15 protein-coding genes are annotated in these 20,063 nt (G+C 38.9%); all 15 read right to left on the bottom strand.

Annotated features, from left to right (window positions below; genetic code table 11):
- Positions 1 to 9: 9 nt before the first annotated feature.
- Positions 10 to 1,368 (bottom strand): HlyD family secretion protein, encoded by a 1,359-nt coding sequence (locus OQX64_RS01670; protein ID WP_265817280.1) that lies wholly within the window; start codon positions 1,366 to 1,368, stop codon positions 10 to 12.
- Positions 1,361 to 2,365: an ABC transporter transmembrane domain-containing protein gene (locus OQX64_RS01665; protein WP_265817279.1), complete on the bottom strand. Its 1,005-nt coding sequence runs from the start codon at positions 2,363 to 2,365 to the stop codon at positions 1,361 to 1,363. Before OQX64_RS01665 ends, OQX64_RS01670 begins: the two co-directional genes overlap by 8 nt.
- 660 nt (positions 2,366 to 3,025) lie before the next feature.
- Positions 3,026 to 3,421, bottom strand: coding sequence for a hypothetical protein (locus OQX64_RS01660; RefSeq protein WP_265817277.1), 396 nt, complete (start codon positions 3,419 to 3,421; stop codon positions 3,026 to 3,028).
- Between the two features lie 63 nt (positions 3,422 to 3,484).
- Complete coding sequence (locus OQX64_RS01655) at positions 3,485 to 4,048, bottom strand: DUF6707 family protein (RefSeq protein ID WP_265817276.1); 564 nt, start codon at positions 4,046 to 4,048, stop codon at positions 3,485 to 3,487.
- A gap of 389 nt (positions 4,049 to 4,437) precedes the next feature.
- Positions 4,438 to 4,893: an SMI1/KNR4 family protein gene (locus OQX64_RS01650; protein ID WP_265818282.1), complete on the bottom strand. Its 456-nt coding sequence runs from the start codon at positions 4,891 to 4,893 to the stop codon at positions 4,438 to 4,440.
- Between the two features lie 36 nt (positions 4,894 to 4,929).
- Positions 4,930 to 5,520 carry a suppressor of fused domain protein gene (locus tag OQX64_RS01645; protein WP_265817275.1) on the bottom strand — a complete coding sequence of 197 codons (591 nt, stop codon included), beginning with the start codon at positions 5,518 to 5,520 and terminating at the stop codon, positions 4,930 to 4,932.
- A 10-nt stretch (positions 5,521 to 5,530) separates the two neighbouring features.
- Positions 5,531 to 7,153 (bottom strand): polymorphic toxin-type HINT domain-containing protein, encoded by a 1,623-nt coding sequence (locus OQX64_RS01640; protein ID WP_265817274.1) that lies wholly within the window; start codon positions 7,151 to 7,153, stop codon positions 5,531 to 5,533.
- A 2-nt stretch (positions 7,154 to 7,155) separates the two neighbouring features.
- Positions 7,156 to 7,959 carry a hypothetical protein gene (locus OQX64_RS01635; protein ID WP_265817273.1) on the bottom strand — a complete coding sequence of 268 codons (804 nt, stop codon included), beginning with the start codon at positions 7,957 to 7,959 and terminating at the stop codon, positions 7,156 to 7,158.
- Positions 7,960 to 7,964: 5 nt separating this feature from the next.
- Positions 7,965 to 9,764 carry a type VI secretion system Vgr family protein gene (locus OQX64_RS01630; RefSeq protein ID WP_265817272.1) on the bottom strand — a complete coding sequence of 600 codons (1,800 nt, stop codon included), beginning with the start codon at positions 9,762 to 9,764 and terminating at the stop codon, positions 7,965 to 7,967.
- Between the two features lie 278 nt (positions 9,765 to 10,042).
- Positions 10,043 to 10,438, bottom strand: a complete 396-nt coding sequence (gene tssD / locus OQX64_RS01625) for a type VI secretion system tube protein TssD (protein WP_088300686.1) — start codon at positions 10,436 to 10,438, stop codon at positions 10,043 to 10,045.
- Between the two features lie 128 nt (positions 10,439 to 10,566).
- A complete protein-coding gene (gene tssD, locus OQX64_RS01620) occupies positions 10,567 to 10,962 on the bottom strand; it encodes a type VI secretion system tube protein TssD (protein ID WP_029288480.1) in 396 nt (131 codons plus the stop codon).
- A gap of 510 nt (positions 10,963 to 11,472) precedes the next feature.
- A complete protein-coding gene (locus tag OQX64_RS01615; RefSeq protein WP_265817267.1) occupies positions 11,473 to 13,314 on the bottom strand; it encodes a glycoside hydrolase family 35 protein in 1,842 nt (613 codons plus the stop codon).
- A gap of 41 nt (positions 13,315 to 13,355) precedes the next feature.
- On the bottom strand, positions 13,356 to 14,873 hold the full coding sequence (locus OQX64_RS01610; RefSeq protein WP_265817265.1) for a glycoside hydrolase: 1,518 nt from the start codon (positions 14,871 to 14,873) through the stop codon (positions 13,356 to 13,358).
- Between the two features lie 131 nt (positions 14,874 to 15,004).
- A complete protein-coding gene (locus OQX64_RS01605) occupies positions 15,005 to 16,696 on the bottom strand; it encodes a RagB/SusD family nutrient uptake outer membrane protein (RefSeq protein ID WP_265817263.1) in 1,692 nt (563 codons plus the stop codon).
- Between the two features lie 4 nt (positions 16,697 to 16,700).
- The gene (locus tag OQX64_RS01600; protein WP_265817262.1) at positions 16,701 to 19,901 is read right to left on the bottom strand and encodes a SusC/RagA family TonB-linked outer membrane protein; all 3,201 of its coding nucleotides are present in this window, start codon (positions 19,899 to 19,901) and stop codon (positions 16,701 to 16,703) included.
- Between the last annotated feature and the right edge of the window lie 162 nt (positions 19,902 to 20,063).

Genomic DNA, 20,063 nt, shown 5'->3' with positions numbered 1-20,063 from the left:
AAACCACAATTATTTGTTATTGATATTTTCTGGTGTAGGTGCCTTATCCAAGCTTGGGGGAAAGCCATTTAGCTGTCGCCAGATTTCATACCAAACCGGAACTGTTCTTAAAATTACCCTTCCGTATACCCCTGAACCCTGACGGAGCTGGATTGGCCAGGGTTCGTCGTTTTTGGGGGTTTGATTAGGCTGCCTCACCAACACGCGGTATTTACCATCTGTACTTACCCGATCAATTACAGAAACCTTCCCGGCAAAAGTACCGATGGCAACTGATGGCCAGCCGGAAAATTGTACCGACGGCCAACCTTCGAACTGCAGGCGCACATTACTGCTATCCAGAATAAGCGGAACGTCCATGGCATCAACATATATTTCTGCAGCCACTAAAGGTGAGCGCGGCTGAAGGGTTGCAACCGATTCTCCTTCTTTGATATTCTCTCCGATTCCGGCTTTGAGGGTTTTCACAATGTAACCATCCTGAGGTGCCCTAACTACGTACAATCCACGCCTGATGTTTATGTTTGACATCTCGTTTCTCAACTTCGCGATCTCTTCCCTTACGGAAGCTTTCCCGGAAAGGGCGGAACTTTTATCTGATTGTGCTGATGCCAGCGACTGGCTGTATTTTGCACGGATGTTATCCAACTCGATATAGGCATTGGCTAAACTCTGCTTCGAACTGTTAAGCTTATTTTCCTGACTGACTTCTTTAGCTTTGTCTTCCTGAAGTTTCAACCGACGTGTTTCAATATCGGTGAGTGAAAAGAGTCCGTTTTTATACCCAACCTCATAACGTTCTAACCTGGCTTTACTGGTTTGGTAATAGTTTTTCACCGCAACCAGCTCTGCACTGTCTATTCTTACTGTGTTACGCGCCTGCACCACATTATTTTCAGCGGCAGATAACTGAATCCTCAAACCATTAGTTAGGGCATTAATCTGTGCGTCTGTTGCTGAGATTTTTTGTTCAGCAGCCATTTCACTTCCTTTTTTGGCGGACAGTTGTTCATTCAACCTGTCTGGAAGATCCGGATTAAAATAGGATTGGTTTGTTTCTGAAAGAATTAAAATGGTGTCTCCCTCTTTCACCTCTTGTCCTTCCCGAACGGCCCAGTGTTCAATTCTGCCACCAATTTGATTTTGAATGGTTTGTGGTCTATCCTCCGGTCTGAGTGCCGTGACGATTCCACGTCCGGATATGGTTTGTCTCCAGGGCAAAAGCAAGATGATAATGAAGAGGATCAATACACCGATCATCACCCTGCCCAATAACCTGGGGCCATTGGAGGAAATGAGTTTTGCTTTGGATAATAAAGCATGTTCCTCTATCTTTTTTTCGATAATTTTCTTTGTTCTATTAACCATTTTCCTGCGCTCCTTCCTCTATTTCCAGATCAGTAACCACAGCCAGTTTTTCACTTCCGGTAACCATATCAAATACGGTATTTAAGCTGGTCATGAGTTTTTCTACCGCATAAGAAATCTGCACAATGATTACCTCGGCAGCTACAAACTGACCGAAAGTCATTTGCCGTTGCACCACGAAATAGGAACCCATCAGCAACAAACCTCCCATTAAAATCGTCCGCAAAACGACTGCACTGGCAAACAGCCTTTTTAAAATGCTGAAGTGATCATTTCTGGCACCAATATATTTGGAGGTAATCTCGTCTGTAATGGTCATTACCTGATCCATTTTTTCTGATCGACCGCGGTAAGCATCTAAATCAGCAGCTACATTTTCCAGATAGGCCACCACTTCATATTTATATTCTGATTCTTCTATACTGGTATTCACACCCCTGCGGTAATAAATAAAAATGATAATGGCAATACAAATGATGGTAAACAAGCCAAATCCAATAAATACCGGGTGATAAAATGAAAGCAGTATGGCACTGAAAAAAATCAATACCGCAGCAGCTACAATATCGATTAAGAGCTTCGTAAGGCCTTTTTGTATGGTTAACACATCGAAGAAACGGTTCACCAGTTCTTGTGGATTTTCGCCTTCGAGCTCCTTTTTCTTGATTCGGGGTAACCGGTAAGCAAAATCGAGTGCGGCCTTGATAAAAATCTTTTGCTCCAGAAATTCTACCAGGCTAAGCTGCCCCAGCAACAAGATACCACCAACAATAATTCCGATTAAAATCGCCGCGATTAAAATGTAGGTAGAGCCATACATGGAGCCATTAGACAGGAGATTAAAAACGGCCGCTGTTCCGAGTGGAAGCGAAAGGCCGATCATCCCAATGAACCCGGCATAGATAAAAATATAGTTGATCGTGGAACGCTCTGCATGAAGCATTTCGACGAGCCGCTGCCAGGGTGTTGGGCTGTTGGAGAGGTGGTGCTTTTTCATAAATCTAGAACGTAACATCATTTTTATAATAATGTTTTGTGATAAAGATTTAATTATCGTATACAAACAATAAAAGGCGATTTTATTCTCTGGAGTGGTAAATTAAGGGGTTCGGTTAAAAAAAATGACCGTATATACTTTGAATTTTGATTGAAAATTGGTTGTATTTATTTGGGCTACATTTCATAAATATCCATTTCACTAAACATGCAATAACATGTAACCATTATGCCTTAGAACTGGGCTTTGACCAGGATAGGAATGCAGTCTGGATAGGAGGATTAGTGGAGGTGATTTTTAAAAAATTGAGTTAGTTAAGAAAGACTTTATCTGACTTTATTTAGAAAACATTAAATTTAAACCAGAATATTAGTTACACAAATAACTAAGCCAGTCGTCCACTTCAAAATAAAAATTTTTATGCTTTTGGTAGACCAATTGCAATCCATCAGTAAATAAAAAAGCGACTTTAAGTCGCTTGATATTAATTTTTGTTATAGTCTGGCGGGAGCTAGTTATTTTTTTGTTCATTATCTATGTACAGCCACATATAGCCATGTTGCTGCCTCCCAATAACTTTAGTTTATTCATTGCCTTTTTTCTATATCTACAATATGTCATCCAATAACTGAGTTGAGAATACCGATTTGGATATTAAATTTAAAATATCAAACAGTTTCGAACATCTCCTAAGAACACTCTTTTGTTAAGAAAACTTATTTTATTATCTTCCAATTTATATAATAGGCCGAAAGAATAACCAGAATCCTCATCCACATTATAAATTTGAGAAATTATCCCGTCAAAGCTTCCGTCATTTAATTTTATAACATCCTTATATATAAGAACAACTGTTTCCTCCTCCAAACTTCCGATTTCTTCTAGTGCCATATCTATAGCATCATCTAATGAATCAGCCTTAAACTTTTTGATCTCCTTTTCATCAAAAATTATAAACGGAGAAAAATCTATACCTACCTGAATATTTTCTATTGCAACCTCCTCTGCCTTTTCTATTGCTGATTGCAATTTGGTTTCTAATTCTTCGAATTCCATAGCTTTAGCTTATTCTATTTTTCTGTTGAGATTTGGCTAAGTTCAGTTTTATCGGATTATTAATTAAGAAATTAGATCTTGAATTCTTTCTTTACATTTTTGTTTTTCATTTTGAATATCTTCATCTGTAAATTTTTCATTATTTCCCATAAAATCAATAAATAACAATTCTTTAAAAAAAGGAACACTATATAAAAGCTCCAAATTAGAATCATTTGAATTGACTGCTGAAACAATTTTGTCTCTATTTAATAACTGTCCAACAAGTCTACGTTGAAAAGTCTTTCTTTTTAAATTGTTTTTTTGTTCATCATCGTCATGACTTAAAGTTTCTAAAATTCGGTCTTTTAAGGATTGTTCACCTCCCATCTCTAGTTTGAGTAAAATACCACCTTCAATCCAAGTCCATTTGTCATAATTTCCATCAAAATGTTTTGTTAAAAGAAAATCCAAAAATAGATTTGCATTTTCATAGTCTTTTTGAAAGTAAAGAAAATATGAAGACCACATTAGCTTTTTCAATGTTTCCGGGTCATTTAAGTCTAGATTATCAAAATTTTTAATGACTAATGAGAAAGGAGGTACGTTCTCAAATTTTTCTTTTACTATTTTAATTATGTTTTCCATTTTAAAGATAAAAATCGTGTTTTAGACAAATTAATAACCAAAATCATCGTCTTTTAATGAGATTAAGATGTTATCGCCGACAGGATCATATTCGATATGCAAAAAATCTTTTGGAAAAGAGATTTCTTCGTTTCAAAAATCTCGAGCAGCTTTTTCTAAATTTCTTTCACTATACTTAAGAAATAAAGTTTTTAATGCCAACAACTTGAATCAATCTATTGTAATTTTCCTTTTTCAGGATAACTACATTATTCTTTAAAAGATTTTCTTCATAATTTTAGATTAACAAACTTATTAATAACTGCTTTTGGCACCTCAGCCAATAACTAAATACTAAGATAGCTCACAACTTGTTCAAATTTTAGTTTTTGGATTTAGAGAGCTTATTATTAATCATCCATACCATCATAGAGGATTTCTGCGTCATCATCATCTCCATCAGGTTTATAGAGGATTGCAAGAAGTTCTGTAAAATTAACTGCTACAAAGTCTAGGTAATGCTGTTCATAATCGTTAACCTCATCATTTATTACAATTTCATCATCTACAATATGAAATTTTTGTTCATGATCCCAAAATAAAATTCTTAGGGCAATTTTATTTTTATTAAAATCAAAACAGAGATAATTTCCTCCTGCATCACCCGCAAATGGGTACACATTATTAGGTAACCTATCTTTAATTAATTCATATTCGGTAAGGATGTTATATTCCCTATCAAGGTTAAAATCAAGCAGCTCACCGAAGGATCTTCCTTTTAAATGTTTGGTATCAAAAGTTCCTGGATCTGCAGTTCCATGATTATATTCCTTTATTAAATCAATAAACTCTAAAGGAAATTTTATACCATTTTATCTTAGTCTTAATATTATAATCTACTATCACACAACCAACGGCCTATTAATATCCTGAATTTCAGCATTACGATTAATGAAGAGATTTTCTAATGCTTTATATCCATTTTGCTCCAAAAATATTGCTTCACTATCTGACACTGGTATAGCTAATAAAAAATGTACTTCTTTACTTTCTAATAAAATTGGGTCGGTTAATTTTTCTCCCCAAGGAAAAGGGCGGGTAAATAATATGTGTGGAAGCTTAACATCTGGAGCATAATCGTTTAATATATTTTTAAAAATCGTTCCCGGCTCAGCAGACCAACTATTTTTAGTAATATAAAAACCTGTAGTTGATAATATATTTCCCCATTTATCTGTGCTATTATTCCCAATCATTAAAATCTCAACACGTATATCCTTGAATGAATTATCTTTCATTTCAATTTCATTGAATGCATCTGACACACCTATTGTACTATAGAATTTAATGTTATTATCCAATGGATCTTTACAGTCTAATATATAAATCATATTTTTATTATCCTGATCAAAATAAGGATACACGTGTGGCTCTAAGCCAATTGCAGCTGCAATATTTTTACCTAATTTTATATTATCTTCAGATGGCTTCATTATTTTTATTTTAAAATCCAAAATATGTATCTGCAGGCGCCTCGCCTACATGAGATGTGTTTGAGCTTGGTAATTCAGGCGAAATATGCTGGGAGGTATTATATTCACTTCTAAAGTCTTTGACGCCTATATTTCTTGCTGCTGCACTTTGTTGATGTTTAGAAAATTCATAGCCATAATCATGCCCCATATGCCATTGGTCTCCTCTTGGTTTACTCCTATCCCAATTTATCTCTTGTTCTGAAATTCTATCAATTACTTTCCCATTTTCATTTTTAGCATTATCCCAAACATCATCAACTGTTTTATTTCGCCACCCAGGCCTGTTGTAGTACCATTTTCCATATTCAGTTATATTTCCATCCTTGTCTAAAACTGGGTGTTCAGGATTCTTTGGTCTTCTACCTGAATACCCATTATGCACCAACACTCCATCCTCGGTAACAAAATAATTTTCGTTATCTAGTACGTCAAAATTGTAAACAACAGCACTTTTGCTGATGAAACCAATATTCTTAACGGTTATCTTTTCACCATCAACAAGTTCCAGCTTGTCTAACACCGAAATAGATTGGATTTCCTTCCACTCCTCATTTACTAAGAAGCGATGCTCTGGCGTTACCTCAAAAATAGTTCCATTTTCCAGTTCTACCACCATCATGCTCAAAGTTGTTCTGCGGTGAGTTTGGGTAATGGGTTTTAACTCCCTTTGTCCGTTTGCTTCGTTAACCGTCCACACCATTGTGCCAACGGCAATATCCTCAATGAACATTAAACCATTACCCGTATGCACTTCTGTACCTGCCGGAAAACATACTAAAGAAGCACCTTTAGCTGCGAATATAGCCAATACTAATTCCTGACCACTAGCCAGCAATTTATCACTGACACTCATTTCATCGCTACTCCAGATATCATACTGGCCCTTGTAAGCACCAAACATACCTAAACCACGCATTGACCGACAGAACCAGCCCATTTTACCAAAAAGTGAAGCCGGATTAAACATAGCCCCCATTTCGGTACGGGCTATTGTTAGAAATTCTGCACCAGCTGCTCTTACGCCTTGTGTACCCAATGTACCCGCCATGCTGCCCATGCCACGCCCAGCTAAAAAGCCAAAGGCAAAATTAGCGATATGCCCAACATTGTTCATGGTGGTACTCATCATGGCTTCCCAGAAGGTTTCTTTTATATCAATTAAAGCATTTTCTGGTGGACAGCTTAATTGGCTCTGGCCTACAACCAAGCCTTCTTTATTGTGGATAATCAGATTTGGTGAAGAATTCACCCATATTCTTGCAGCTGCATTTGTTTTACATTTTAAATAGCCTGCTCCAATGGCTAAAAGTAAGGCTGCTCCTATAATTAGTGCCAAGGCCCAACCCGCAACGGGTACAGCTAATAATGCAAGTGCAGCCACCAGCAAACCCGCTATTGCACCTGCGGCAAAGGCCATACTACCCAGACAAATGAAAACATTAGCCTTCATCGTATCTCCTGTAGTGGCGACTTTATTGCCACTAAAAGTTACCTGGTTCTGGCTGGTGACCTTCATTTGCTTAAACATGGCACCTTTTGGGCAAACCAAATAATGCTTCTCTGTAAGCCATTGTAAATCTTCAGCTGCCATATCTATTCGCTTTCCAGATTTAAATATAAATCTGATTTATAATCATTGTTTATTTGCTCAAACACTTTCATTTCAGCAGAATTTAATGTACGGTTCTCCGTATAATTAAAGCTTGCTTTGGTGTAGTGTTTAATATCAAAATCTTTTTGTCCGGTTACTTTTCCAATAAGCTGCTTATCTATTTTTCTGCTTTCGTCAATCGTAGCTTCAGCATGTATAATATACCCATTTTCCAAATGCTCAGAGGTAAATGTCTGCTCTATAGGGATCATAAAGCCTATGCCCATGCGATCACGCACCTCCGTTTTAATTTTATATTCTGCCCCATCAGGCATGAAACTAATGGCATATAAAAATAAATGCATAAAATGCGTATTCTCTAAATTCTCTATTAATTCTGGTGGATTGGAGAGTTCTCTTTCCTTATGCCTGATGATTTCAAATGCCGCAATTGGATTGGTTTGCATAAGTTCTTTCTTTAGCTTATCCCATTTCGTTTTGATTTCTGGAAGATTTAATAAACCTTTGATTTTTCCAGAGCTATCAATGCATATATGCTGCTTACTGTAAATATAGGCAAGCTTATTTACGTATTCTATAAGTTGAAATGTATTGGGATCATAATATTCGGTTAATTCTACCTCTCGCTCTTCCAATACATACTCTTGCAATTCAGGTTTAATTTTATTTTCTCCATAATGAGAAAGAAGATAATGGCCTGTTGTAGAGAAGCTATCCATCATGGTTAACATTTTCACATTTCCCCGCACTGTGAGTTGATATTCTTTTTCTGATTTAATGTTCATAAATGCTAAGAGTTAATTTTTACAGGACTACCATCTATAGTGGTTTTGCTTCCAACGATATTAATTTCTTTACCATTTGCATTTAATTTTTTCTCGCCGTTTAATGAGAGATCATTTTTAGATACGATGGATAGTTTAGTCTCAAATTCCATACTACCATTTTTACTTGGCGCACCATCACCCGTTACCTTAAAATCTTCGGCAGCTCGTATTTCTATATTTTTTGCTTGAATAATAATTTTATCTGCTGCTTTATCCATAATAAGCATCACATTACCGGTTTGAAGTTTAACAATATTATCAGAAGTAACCGTAATTTCATTATTGCCATCTATAAAAACATGATTAAGACCAGTTTTATCTTTCATGAGCATACCCCCCGCATCATCCATAGTGAATGTATGCCCGCTTTTAGAAGTTAAACTTTTGCTATTATTACTGGCGCTTCCTCCTGATCCGCTTTTACCATGGAAAACGGAGCCCAGTACAATTGGTCGGGCAATATTACCTTCTTCAAAACCTATCGCAACCTGGTCACCAATTTCAGGAATAAATACAAAGCCCCTGTTTTTGCTTACCTTTTCGCTGCTTCCGGCATCTGGGGTAATTACCCTTAGCCATTCAGTAACATCGTTAGTTTTACAGGCCCATTTGAACTTCACTTTAATCCGGCCATTTCCCTGTGGATCAGCATTGTCGATCACATCAGCCAGTTGCATATCCGGATTCGGTTTATCATAATTTTTCACCAGGATGCGTTCGGTATTGGATACCACACCTTCGAAGGTATTGTGGTATTTTCCTGTTCCATCCAGGTTATGGGTGATACTGGTAATTAAAAACTGGCCCAGGCTTTCTGTTAAAAAAGCAACTTCCTGCCTGATGCTCATGGTAATTTCGGCGATGGTACCAATGCCCAATGCGGCATTATCGCCACTGGCATTCACTTTTAAAAGGTCACTGATGTGTGCCTTTTCTTCATTATCTACATGGCTTTTAATGTCACTATTGTTATCTACCCTGATGAGCGAAGGCTGATTAAAGGTTTTGCTGTACATCAGGTTAGAAGCCTTGATGGCATGTGCCAGATCAGGATTACCATCGGCCTGACCACTGCTTTCGCTTTGCAGCATTTCATCCTGTTTAGGGTTATACGCAAAGCGTTTATTCTTGATGGGGGCAACTTCCATCGCATATTGCAGGTTATGTACATCCCGGCCGTAAAATAAGGCAACATCTTTCTGCACGTCGGGTTTACCAAAATTCAATTGCTGACCATCATAGTACAGCCATTCATAATATTCTCCGGAGAGGCGGTTTAAAAATTCCCAGTCGCTTTCTTTATACTGAATGAGATAATCTATAGTGGATTGCCTGCTGGCATTCGCTACTATTTTGAGGTCGTTGGCCGGTGTATCGCTGGTGGCCAGTTTTACAATATCATTCAAATCTTTATCCAGATAAGAGCCCAGATCCTGGCCACGATCAATCAATATGGTGGGACTGTAACCACTTACAATTAATACACCATGATAGCCATGGCTTTGTGCCAGCTCTACCCGGGTAACCAAACCTGAAAAGTGTTGGAGTTGGTCTTGTGAATATCCGAAAGATGCGGTTAAGGTTTTACCCACAAAATCCCGACTATCATTTAAATTAATCAAACCTGGTGCACCCATTTGATCATGGTTAAACCGCAATTCAAAATAATGGTGACTGTTAAATTCTTGTTGAAGGCTGAAGGAGGCAAAATGGGTAATGGCCTTATCTTCTATATTGATTTCGGTGATGAGTTTCTTTTCCATATGCATGTCAAGCTTAGTGGCAAGGGGCAGTGAAACCCTAAAATTTCATTGCTGCTGCAACTTCTACCCAGGTGAAATGTGAAGATTGATTTCAGGTGGCAGGTGTTAATTTTTTATATGCTAAACTCCAGTTATGATTTTGAAAAATAAAAGCTAAGCTATTTGAAAAATGGAGCATGAGTGGCAAATTAATATAGATTTGCACTGTTGGTGAAAGGGTTTGATACACCAAAAGCAACAGGTAAAACCCGTTACTTTTGGCGATATCAAGTGGAGAACTATGCCTTTGGCCAGTCATTTTCGTGTTCAGCGTTACCCAGTTTGAGTTTTCTGGCTGATACCACGAAAGTAAGTGTCATCGGCGTATTATCATTTACGGCGATACCCTCGCTGTATTGGATAATGTAGCCATCCTCAAAAGTTAATTCCTTCATTTTCGCATCTTCTTCACCTTTTTTGAAGACGATGGTACCTGACTGCGGCTTATACTGGTTGTTCACCATTGATTCGATGACTGAAGTATCTTCAGTTGATTCGATTTCAATGTTGATGGTTCCACCGTATACCCCTGATGACGGACGACCCTTAGCGTCTACATCCCTGTTTAATGAAAAGCTGCACTGTAAAACATCAAATTCCTTTGAACCTAATGTTAATCTGGTTTTAAATGCCATTTTTTAAGTGTTAAATGTTTTGAAAAAATGAATTGTGTTTAGCGGTTGGCGTGTGGTGAAGAGCATGGTCATGAGCATTCGGCGTTTAATTAACCTTATCCCTTTAACCTTTTTATCTTCTACCTCCTTTACGCTTTAGGCCAATCGTTTAAATGCTCTGCGTTTCCGAGTTTCAGCTTTCTGGCTGAGATCTGGAATTTCAGTGTCATCGGGTGATCGCCCACAATGTTGATTCCTTCGGAATACTTAACAATGTAGCCATCTTCAAAATCAACTTCTTTCATTTTGGCATCTTCTTCAGATTTCTTAATCAGAAGGGTTCCGGTAATGGGTTTGTACTGGTTGTTTACCATTGCTTCGATAATGGAGGTGTCTTCGGTCGACTCGATCTCAATATCAATGGTACCGCCGTAAACTCCGGAAGAGGGTCTTCCTTTAGCATCTACATCGCGGTTTAACGCATAGGCGCAATGAAGTACATCGTACTCCTTGCCCGAAAAATTCAATCTAGCTTTGAAAGCCATAAGTTTTAAATTTAAGGTTAAATAATAGGTTTATTTGTAGCATCCGCCACACTTAATATAAACCAAAAATTAAGCCAATTATTGTGTATGTCACTCATTTATAACAGATAAACAGTAGCACCCGTCCTGTAAAATGGGGTCTGCGCCTTTTAAAACGCACATTTTTAGCCAGACAGAAATTGTATGTAAACGAAAATTATTTTTGTATTCCTATCATGATAGTAGCTGGACTGTAGAATTTATGGACAATGTGTGGCTTTATGCTACATCAAATTGTACAGTATACCTGGTTACCAATCCATTGGTGCTATCAACTAATCAGATTTAAGAAGCGCTACCAGAGGATTGTCTTCAATAGCAGAAAAAATGAAAATGATTTTAAGGTTGAGATCCGGAAGAATCCATGGGAATATAACTTGCCATAAGTGGAGTGCATTCAAGATTAATCATAAAAAAGCCCCCATCAAGAATTTAACTTTTGGGGGCATTGCAATATACAATCAATAATATTTATTTTACCTCGTTTACCTGATCCAGGATGGGCTTCGCTAAACTGGTCAGCACATTATTTTCAGGTTTATTCAACTCCAGTATAATGATTTCATTATCTCCTTTCTTTAACCATTCTGCCGGAAGATAAATGGTTTGCTGAGGGCCAATACCCCAGTATTTACCCAGGTTATGTCCGTTTACCCAAATCACTCCTTTACCCCACTTCCTTAAATCAAGATAGGTATCTTCAGGGCTTGTAACCTTAAATGATCCTGTTTTTAATACCGGCGTATTGCTTCTGGCCTTTGCGGTATTTATTTTTGAGGTTTCCACCTGATCAAAAGGTAATGAATACATGGTCCATGATTTAAGCGCAGTGCCAGCAAAAGAAACCTCACCAACAATACCTTTTTTGTTTTTCAACAAATTCGGGCCGAAGTTAATTCTGCCCATATTTTCTACAAATATTTCCAGCTGATGTTTTCCGGCTGGTACATCCAGCGTAAGGCTTTCCTGTCCTAATCTTCTGTCTAACGTACCTTTGCGCATGCCGTCAATGAAGATGATGCCGTAATCCCGGAGGCCATCAATTTTCAGTTCACCTTTTTTGCCTCCATTGATTTCAGTTTTATAAAGCATATAGCCATATGCCTGATTCATGTCTTCAAATGTTAATGGATTCTGGCTTTGCTTTCCTTTTCCAATATAATCAAAAATACTGATTTCTTTAGTGAACTGAATAGGCTCCATTGCGGCAGCAGGTTTTGCTTTTGGTACTTCCGGCAACTTTTGTCCCTTTGGCAAATGCTTTTCAATCACCGCCCTGAACTTCATAAATTTATCCGTGGCATTTCCAGCTTCATCCAGTGGTGCATCATAATCATAACTGCTGATTTGCGGTTCAAACGGAATGGTATCCCTGAAGTTTGCGCCATTCATAAAACCGCGCGTACTTCCACCATGAAACATATACATGTTGATTGACATTCCATTGGATAATACGGTATCTAACTTCCCGGTATATTGTTCTGCAGGAACTTTATGGTGCGGTGTGCCCCACCAATCGAACCATGCCGGGTACCATTCGGCTATGAAAAACGGGCCTTTCCCATCATTCAGACTGCGGATGGCTTGTTTTACTTTTACCGGATTATCCTGACCATTAATGGCCGGCATTAAACCTTTTAAATGTCCTTTTACAATATCCTTTTCCGGATCACAAGTGTATAAAAGTCCATCAAAACCTGCATCCACAAACATTTTCCGGTTCATTTCCAGGTACACCTTATCCGCTCCGTACGAACCGTATTCATTTTCTACCTGAACCATAATGATGTTTCCACCGTGGTTAATCTGAAGCGGTGCCAGCTGCTTACCTACTTCATCTATGTATTTCTTGTATTCTGCCAGGTATTGTTTTTCACGGCTTCTTACTTCAAGTCCTTTTTCATTTTGTAACCAGTATGGATAACCGCCAAATTCCCACTCGGCACATACATAAGGGCTTGGCCTGAGGATTACCCATAACCCTTCTTCCTTTGCAATTTTTACAAATTCTGCAATGTCATGATTGCCTGTAAAATCAAATTTACCCTTTTCAGGCTCATGTAAATTCCAGAAAACATATGTTCCAATGGTATTTAAACCCATTGCCTTGGCCATTTTCATCCTGGCACGCCAGGCTTCACGTGGTACCCGGGGATAATGAATTTCTCCTGAGATGATTTGAAAGGGCTTATTATCCAGCATAAATGTGCTGTCTCCCAGTGTAAAAGAGTGCTCATTACTTGCATTTCCACATCCGAAAAGCATCATGGCCAGCATGATGGCATTAAAAAAAAGTATCTTGTGTTTTATCATGGTATTTAAATTTAGGATCAGCTCACTGAATATTCTTGTTTCTATTTGTTGACAATAATGGTGGTAACGGATTTCGGAAGAAGATCTAAATGATCTGCATCCGCTACTGACCACTTCAGGTGTTTCCCATCAGCAGTGGTATAAAGGGTGATGTTTTTCTGTTTCGGATGGATTCCTGAAAGCTCCAGGTGAATGGCTTCCTCGCTATTATTTACAGCTACGGTAATAAGTTTATTATCTTTAAGATAAGCGGAAATATAAAAATCCTGATCATTCGAAACATCCATATTTACCCTTAAGCTACCTGGTGCTATAAAACGGCTATAGTTCCCTAATGCCCAAAGCGTCTGGCTGTCATAAACCTTTCCGCCGGTTTTGCTTTTGTCTATATATACAAGGCCATCTTTATAATCACCTGTTGAAACGGCGAGCCACCATTGCCATGAAGTGGCGTTGGCATAAGTTAAATCATGATGGATCAGTTTGGCAATAAACAAAGCTGTAGTCATGCCCAGGTCGCGCCCCTCTCCTTTTAAAGAACTATCGCCTAGCACACAATATTCTGACATCCAGAATCTGAGCTGATCATATTTTGCTACTTCATCCTTCACTGAATTTCTGATGGCTATAGCCTTTTGTTCCGGGCTGGTGGTGAAATAGCTATGTCCGGAAATACTCTGGTCCAGGTGATTCAGATTTCCCAGGTAGCCAGGAGAATTGCGATTAAAAAAATATTCGATCTGTTTACTTTTTGCTGTATCAGGATGATTGGTAAGGTAATTCAGCTGACCGGCTTCGGCAATCTGAATTTTTGTTTTCAAATGTGCCTGATCCAATGTGTTGCTCAGTTTCTTAACCAATACAGATATTTCACGGTTGGTATATGGACAACCCTCCTGGTTACCTTCATTCCATTTCCATTGCGGTTCGTTAATCGGACTTAAGTAATCTAGCTCGATACCTGTTTTCTTTTTGAGGATTTGAATGGTTTTAGAAAGGTCATGCGTAAAAGCATCCGCTTTGCTGAAATCAAGGTTACTATTTCCATCACCAGAAAATGCCTTTTGATTGCGTGTAAAATTAACATGAGGACTATTTACAAAACCAATAAAGTGTTTTACGCCTCTTGCTTTTGCAGCATTCATAAACCAAACCTGGCCGGGCATGGCATCTTCATTATAGGTTTTATTTAAAGTTAAAAAGGAAGCCTGTCTTCTCCATTCATCTTTTATTCCGCTGGCCTGACCTTGTTCAGCACTTCCCCCACCTATGGCGAAACGCCAGAAATTCAGCCCTATTCCCCGCGGATTCCCTTCCTGATCTGTTTGTGTACTAAAAAGCAAATCAGCCATTTTATTTTTTTCGGTATCGGGCCATAAACCTGCAAACTGGCAGGTCCACGCATCAGAGGCACCGAAGCCTTCCATGATTTGGGCAGGCTGATTAAAATTAAATTTAGCTTTAACGATACGTTGATTTTGGGCGCTGCTCACTACCGGAGCGGTAATGCCCAGCAGCAGTAGGAAAGCAAATGCCTTTTGTTGGAGGAGCAAGTTCATGATGATGGGTAGATTTGAATAAGAGTATAGATGGCAGCAAAAGTGATTTTATACAATGCTGCCATCTACACTTCCAATTTATTATAATAGTATGGAAAAACACAGCGATACATTGATCGCTGTGTAAAATTTTAGTAACCAGGGTTTTGTTCGAGTTTTCCGTTTGAAGACAAAATTTCTGCTCTTGGAATAGGTAACCAGTATTGTTTATCCTGAAAAGTTTTGCCATCTAAAGCCACCTTAGTCGCATAGCTTAAACTGCTTCCATTTTTAGTGATGATGATACCATTGGCAGCTTTGTTCTCTACAATGTTTGCAATTTTCCAACGGCGCACATCATAATAGCGGTGTTCTTCAAAAGCCAGTTCTACCCTGCGCTCATAACGAACAGCATCCCTCATTTGCGATTGACTTAAACCATTGGCCAGTGCCGGCATGTTTACATCTGGTCTGGATCTGATCATATTTACCGCATCTCTGGCTGACATTGATGATCCGGCAGGAACCGCATCAGGGCCATAAGCTTCATTCGCCGCTTCTGCAAAATTTAACAGGATTTCCGAATAGCGCATGTAAATCCAGGGTTGCAAACCTGCTACATCCCATGGGTTATCAATCGGGAAGGCATCATTCATGAATTTTTTAAGGTAATAGCCTGTTTTAGAAGTATTCCAGTTGGAGTTTCCATCTTTACTGTCTTTTCCACCCGGCACAAAAGCTTCCATGTTTCTTCCGCGGTAACTTGCGCCATCATAAATAACTGTATAGCCAAATCTAGGATCTCTGTTTGCGTAAGGTTTAGCTGGATCGTAACCCGAACCTGTTTCTGTAATGGCCTTACCACTCGTTGTTTGATAATCATCAACCAGGTTTTGCATCGGAGTATTGCCCCCCCAGGCATTGTACCCGTTTGGTCCGTTTGCAATTTCTAAACACACGTGTCTGGCGTTAGTGGTATAGAGCCTTTCAAAAATCATTTCATTGGTCTCATTTTGCAGGAACATTTTATTATAGCCCCCGGTGTAAATGCCATATTTGTTCAGGCTAATTACCGCTTGTGCAGCTGTAACAGCCGAAGTCCAGGTGCCTGCATTGTATAATGGACTGGCAGCATAAAGGGTTAACCTTGATTTTAAGGCCAATGCTGCACCTTTCGTAGCACGACCCAGTAACCAGTTTCCGGAATTATCTACCGGGAGTAAAGCAGCAGCCTGATCCAATTGTGCCGTTGTATAGTCGATGCTTTCTTTTAAGCTGGCCCTTTTAAATAGTGCATCATCCTGTAAATTATCTTGTAACTGCGTTACTTTATCACCTATTAAAACTGCTCTGCCATAATTACGGATGATATCGTGGTAACGGTAAGCCCGGATAAATTTAAGTTCACCCTCTAACAATTTTTTGTGACCTGCACTCATCGTAATGGTTGATAAGATTTGTAGCGCATAATTACATTCGCGGATACTGCGGTAACTTCTGGCCCAGAAGGAGGCTGTACTGCCCAGGTTATCTGGTGAGATCTGCCCGCGTTGCATGGCCCAGGTTCCATCATCATTGGTATAGAGTGATTCATCAGTATTGGAACTCATTAAACTGTATTCGAAACCGCGGCCAAAACCTGGTCCGGAACCTTCACCTTCTTTTTCCTGAAGCCTTGGACTTACATAACGGTTAAGAACGAAAGCTTCAAATATAGTACTGTCCTTTTCAACTACTTCGGGGGCAACAACCGCAGTTGGGGTTATCTCTAAAAAATCTTTTTTGCATGATGCAAACAGTAATGCTGCACCAAGGGTAAAATATAATGGTTTATATAATTTCATGATGTTAAAATTTAACGTTTGCACCTATGTTAATAATTTTTTGCTGAGGATAAAATTGTCCGCTTTCGTTATCTCCTTCCGGATCATAATCTTTCACTTTCGAGATGGTGAACAAGTTGAAAGCACTGGCATATAACCTCACACCAGAGATTTTAATTTTAGATAAGAGGCTGGAATTGAAATTATAACCCAGTTCAATATTTTTTAATCTGAGAAATGATGCATTATTTAACCAGAAATTATTTTGAAAAGCACCACCACTAATGGCATTCGAAGCACGTTCGGTTACCCTTGGGAAAGTTCCGTTCGGATTACTTGGGCTAAAACGGTTATCGGCCCAGCTGCTGTAAAAGTTTCCAACGCTACCTGATTCTGGCAACACATACTGGCTTACACGAGACTGACCTGCAAAAAGTACGGCTACGTCGAAATTTTTATAAGATGCTGTTAAGTTTAATCCATAAGTAATTTCCGGTACATTACCGTATTTAGTTCTGGTTCTGTCTTTAAAATCGATTACGCCATCACCGTTATAATCTTCATATTTTAAATCACCTACTTTGGCACCTGTAACATGTGGATAAGCATCTAATTCCTGTTGTGTGCGGAAAATGCCAAGTGAGTTAAACAACAGGTAACTACCAATCGGGCGACCTGTTTGACGTTGGTAATCTAATGTTCCTGAAGCTTCATCAATGAAGATGATTTTGCTTTTCGCATAGGTAATATTTCCGGTCGCTCCCCAGCTAAAGTTTTCGCTTGAATGGTTATAACCCAATGAAGCCTCTACACCTGAACTGTTGATTTTACCAATATTTTCTGATGGCACTAACGGAAATACTGCACTATTATTTGGCTCTGGAAAAGGATTCACAATCCCTGAAGTACCTGGGATGGAAGCATTTCTGGTTAACAAAATATCACTACGTTTCTGATTAAAATAAATGGCTTCTAAAGTGAAATTTTTAAGGAAGGTTGCATTAATACCAATGTCGAGTTTATTGGCCCGCTCCCAGCCTACAATCGGGTTGGCCAGTTTCACCAAATTAACATTTGGCTGAATGACATTTACACCGCTACCCGGGTTTGAAGCGACAAAGCCGTTTCCGATTAATGTGTAATTATCAAAGTATTGGTATGGTGAAATTAAATCACTACCCAATGAGCCATATGAACCCCTGATTTTTAAATCATTAATAAAAGAAACGTTATCACTAAACCATTTTTCTTTGCTTACTCTCCAGGCTCCTAAAATGGACGGAAAATATCCGAAACGTTTACTTTGCGGAAAGAGCGAAGAACCATCAGCACGCATCTGGCCTTCTATGATATACTTTTCGTCATAATTATAGGTTACTTTTCCAATATAACTTTGTCTTGGATAGTCGGTACTGCTACCCGAATTTCTTAAATCCGTTGCAGCTGCACCACCTTGTGAAAGTTCAGGCAAACTGGTTGAAATGTAATTTAAGCGTTGTGCATCAAAGGTTTCAAAACGCTGTCTGCTCTGTTCATAAGCTACAAAAGCATTGATTGAATGTTTCCCAAATTTCTTATCGTAATTTAATTTAACGTTGGATGTAATGAGGCTGGTATTGGCCTGCGACTCATATAAAGTAGCCTTGCCGCCGCTTCCACCTACCACTACCGTATTATAAATTCCGGTAGATTGATCGTAGGAATACAGGTTGTAAGGTTTGTTGAAATTTTTCTTAAAGCTAAACGTTTTGTCAACCGAGAAAAAACCATCTACCGAAAGTCCTTCCACACCTGGAATCTGGTAGCTACCTCTTAAAATGGCATTGATTACCTGTGTTGGGTTTTTGGCTATTCCACCTAAATCAGTCACCTGAACGGCAGGGTTGCTATTTTCAATTCCTGTTGTAGGCAAACCATTTGGATAGTAAGCGGCTACAATTGGTTTTGCACGATACACTGATCTGAAAATATCACCTGCACCTGAAATCGGGAACACACGATCTTCTTCCCTTCCTGAAACGCCTAATCCGATTTTTAACCTTTTGGAAATATTGGCATCGATATTTGTTCTGAAGTTGTATTGCTGATATTTGGTTGCACCGTCTTTATAAATCGCATCCTGGTAAATTTTCCCCAGGGAAACGAAATATTTTACATCTTCGGTACCACCGCTAACCGAAAGGCTGTGCTGATTTTGAAGTGCTACACTTTTCAACGTTTGTTTGGTCCAGTCGGTATTTGGATATAACAATGGATCGGAACCATCTCTGAATTTCTGAATCTGATCAGCCGTGTAAGACTGATTAAGACCACCACCCGGATTGGAATCATAATTGATTTCATTCATGATCTGTGCATACGTTGCTGCATCAGCCATTTTCGGCAGGCGTGTAGGCATACTGAAACCCTGATTGAAACTATAGTTTACTGTGGGCTTACCAATTTTACCTTTCTTGGTGGTAATTAAGATTACACCATTCGCTGCACGGTTACCATAAACCGCTGCCGATGCATCTTTCAGTACCGAAATACTTTCCACATCATTAGGGTCAATCCTTTCCAAACCGCCTAACTGGCCTGGAATTCCATCTACCACAACCAATACATCAGAGTTGGTGGTGGTTCCTAAACCACGGATTAAAATCTTCGATCCATCATAACCTGGTTCGCCACCACGGTTATTGATCACCACGCCTGAAACCCGACCTGCCAATGAGTTGGAAAGATTGGGCTGTGGACTTTTTACCAGATCACTACCTTTAACTACAGCAACTGAGCCGGCAAGTGTTGATTTTTTTTGTGTACCATAACCTACCACGACCAACTCATTAAGTGATTGTGCATTGGCCGTAAGTTGTGTATTTACGGTGGTTTTGCCTTTTGTAAGCACTTCCTGTTTGTTATACCCTACATAAGTGAATACCAGTACTGCATTATCATTTGGAACTTTTATGGAATATTTACCATCGGCATTACTGATAGTAACAATTGAGGTGCCCTTAACGGATACACTTACTCCGGGTAGTACCCCACCTTTTTCATCGTAAACAGTACCACTTACTGTAATTTCATCTCTAACTGATACTGGATTTGTAGTGCCTGAAAGTGAGGTTGCCATTGCCATTTGTGCAGACAGCAAGGAAACACTACTGAGGGATACAATGAATAGCGTTTGTTTTGCACTACGACAAAACAGAACAGCTTTGCGCCGTAAAACTTTTCTCATGTTGGTTTAATTTGGTTATTTATAATTACCACTTTCTTTCGAACGCTTTCGTTCACTTCGCATAATTGTTTTGCGAGTTGGGAATTCATTTGAAAACGCTGCTAAATTCTACCAAATCAAGCGAACACAAAGGGGGTAAACAGCTAATATTAGAGGGGGAAA

Source organism: Pedobacter sp. GR22-10 (assembly GCF_026239715.1).
Taxonomy (GTDB): domain Bacteria; phylum Bacteroidota; class Bacteroidia; order Sphingobacteriales; family Sphingobacteriaceae; genus Pedobacter.
This window is presented reverse-complemented; position numbering and strand designations above follow the sequence as displayed.

Bases quoted from the DNA above. Each gene is read 5' to 3' on its own strand.
- OQX64_RS01670 (WP_265817280.1), bottom strand. From the start codon at position 1,368: ATGGTTAATAGAACAAAGAAAATTATCGAAAAAAAGATAGAGGAACAT.
- OQX64_RS01665 (WP_265817279.1), bottom strand. From the start codon at position 2,365: ATGAAAAAGCACCACCTCTCCAACAGCCCAACACCCTGGCAGCGGCTC.
- OQX64_RS01660 (WP_265817277.1), bottom strand. From the start codon at position 3,421: ATGGAATTCGAAGAATTAGAAACCAAATTGCAATCAGCAATAGAAAAG.
- OQX64_RS01655 (WP_265817276.1), bottom strand. From the start codon at position 4,048: ATGGAAAACATAATTAAAATAGTAAAAGAAAAATTTGAGAACGTACCT.
- OQX64_RS01645 (WP_265817275.1), bottom strand. From the start codon at position 5,520: ATGAAGCCATCTGAAGATAATATAAAATTAGGTAAAAATATTGCAGCT.
- OQX64_RS01640 (WP_265817274.1), bottom strand. From the start codon at position 7,153: ATGGCAGCTGAAGATTTACAATGGCTTACAGAGAAGCATTATTTGGTT.
- OQX64_RS01635 (WP_265817273.1), bottom strand. From the start codon at position 7,959: ATGAACATTAAATCAGAAAAAGAATATCAACTCACAGTGCGGGGAAAT.
- OQX64_RS01630 (WP_265817272.1), bottom strand. From the start codon at position 9,764: ATGGAAAAGAAACTCATCACCGAAATCAATATAGAAGATAAGGCCATT.
- tssD (WP_088300686.1), bottom strand. From the start codon at position 10,438: ATGGCATTTAAAACCAGATTAACATTAGGTTCAAAGGAATTTGATGTT.
- tssD (WP_029288480.1), bottom strand. From the start codon at position 10,962: ATGGCTTTCAAAGCTAGATTGAATTTTTCGGGCAAGGAGTACGATGTA.
- OQX64_RS01615 (WP_265817267.1), bottom strand. From the start codon at position 13,314: ATGATAAAACACAAGATACTTTTTTTTAATGCCATCATGCTGGCCATG.
- OQX64_RS01610 (WP_265817265.1), bottom strand. From the start codon at position 14,873: ATGAACTTGCTCCTCCAACAAAAGGCATTTGCTTTCCTACTGCTGCTG.
- OQX64_RS01605 (WP_265817263.1), bottom strand. From the start codon at position 16,696: ATGAAATTATATAAACCATTATATTTTACCCTTGGTGCAGCATTACTG.
- OQX64_RS01600 (WP_265817262.1), bottom strand. From the start codon at position 19,901: ATGAGAAAAGTTTTACGGCGCAAAGCTGTTCTGTTTTGTCGTAGTGCA.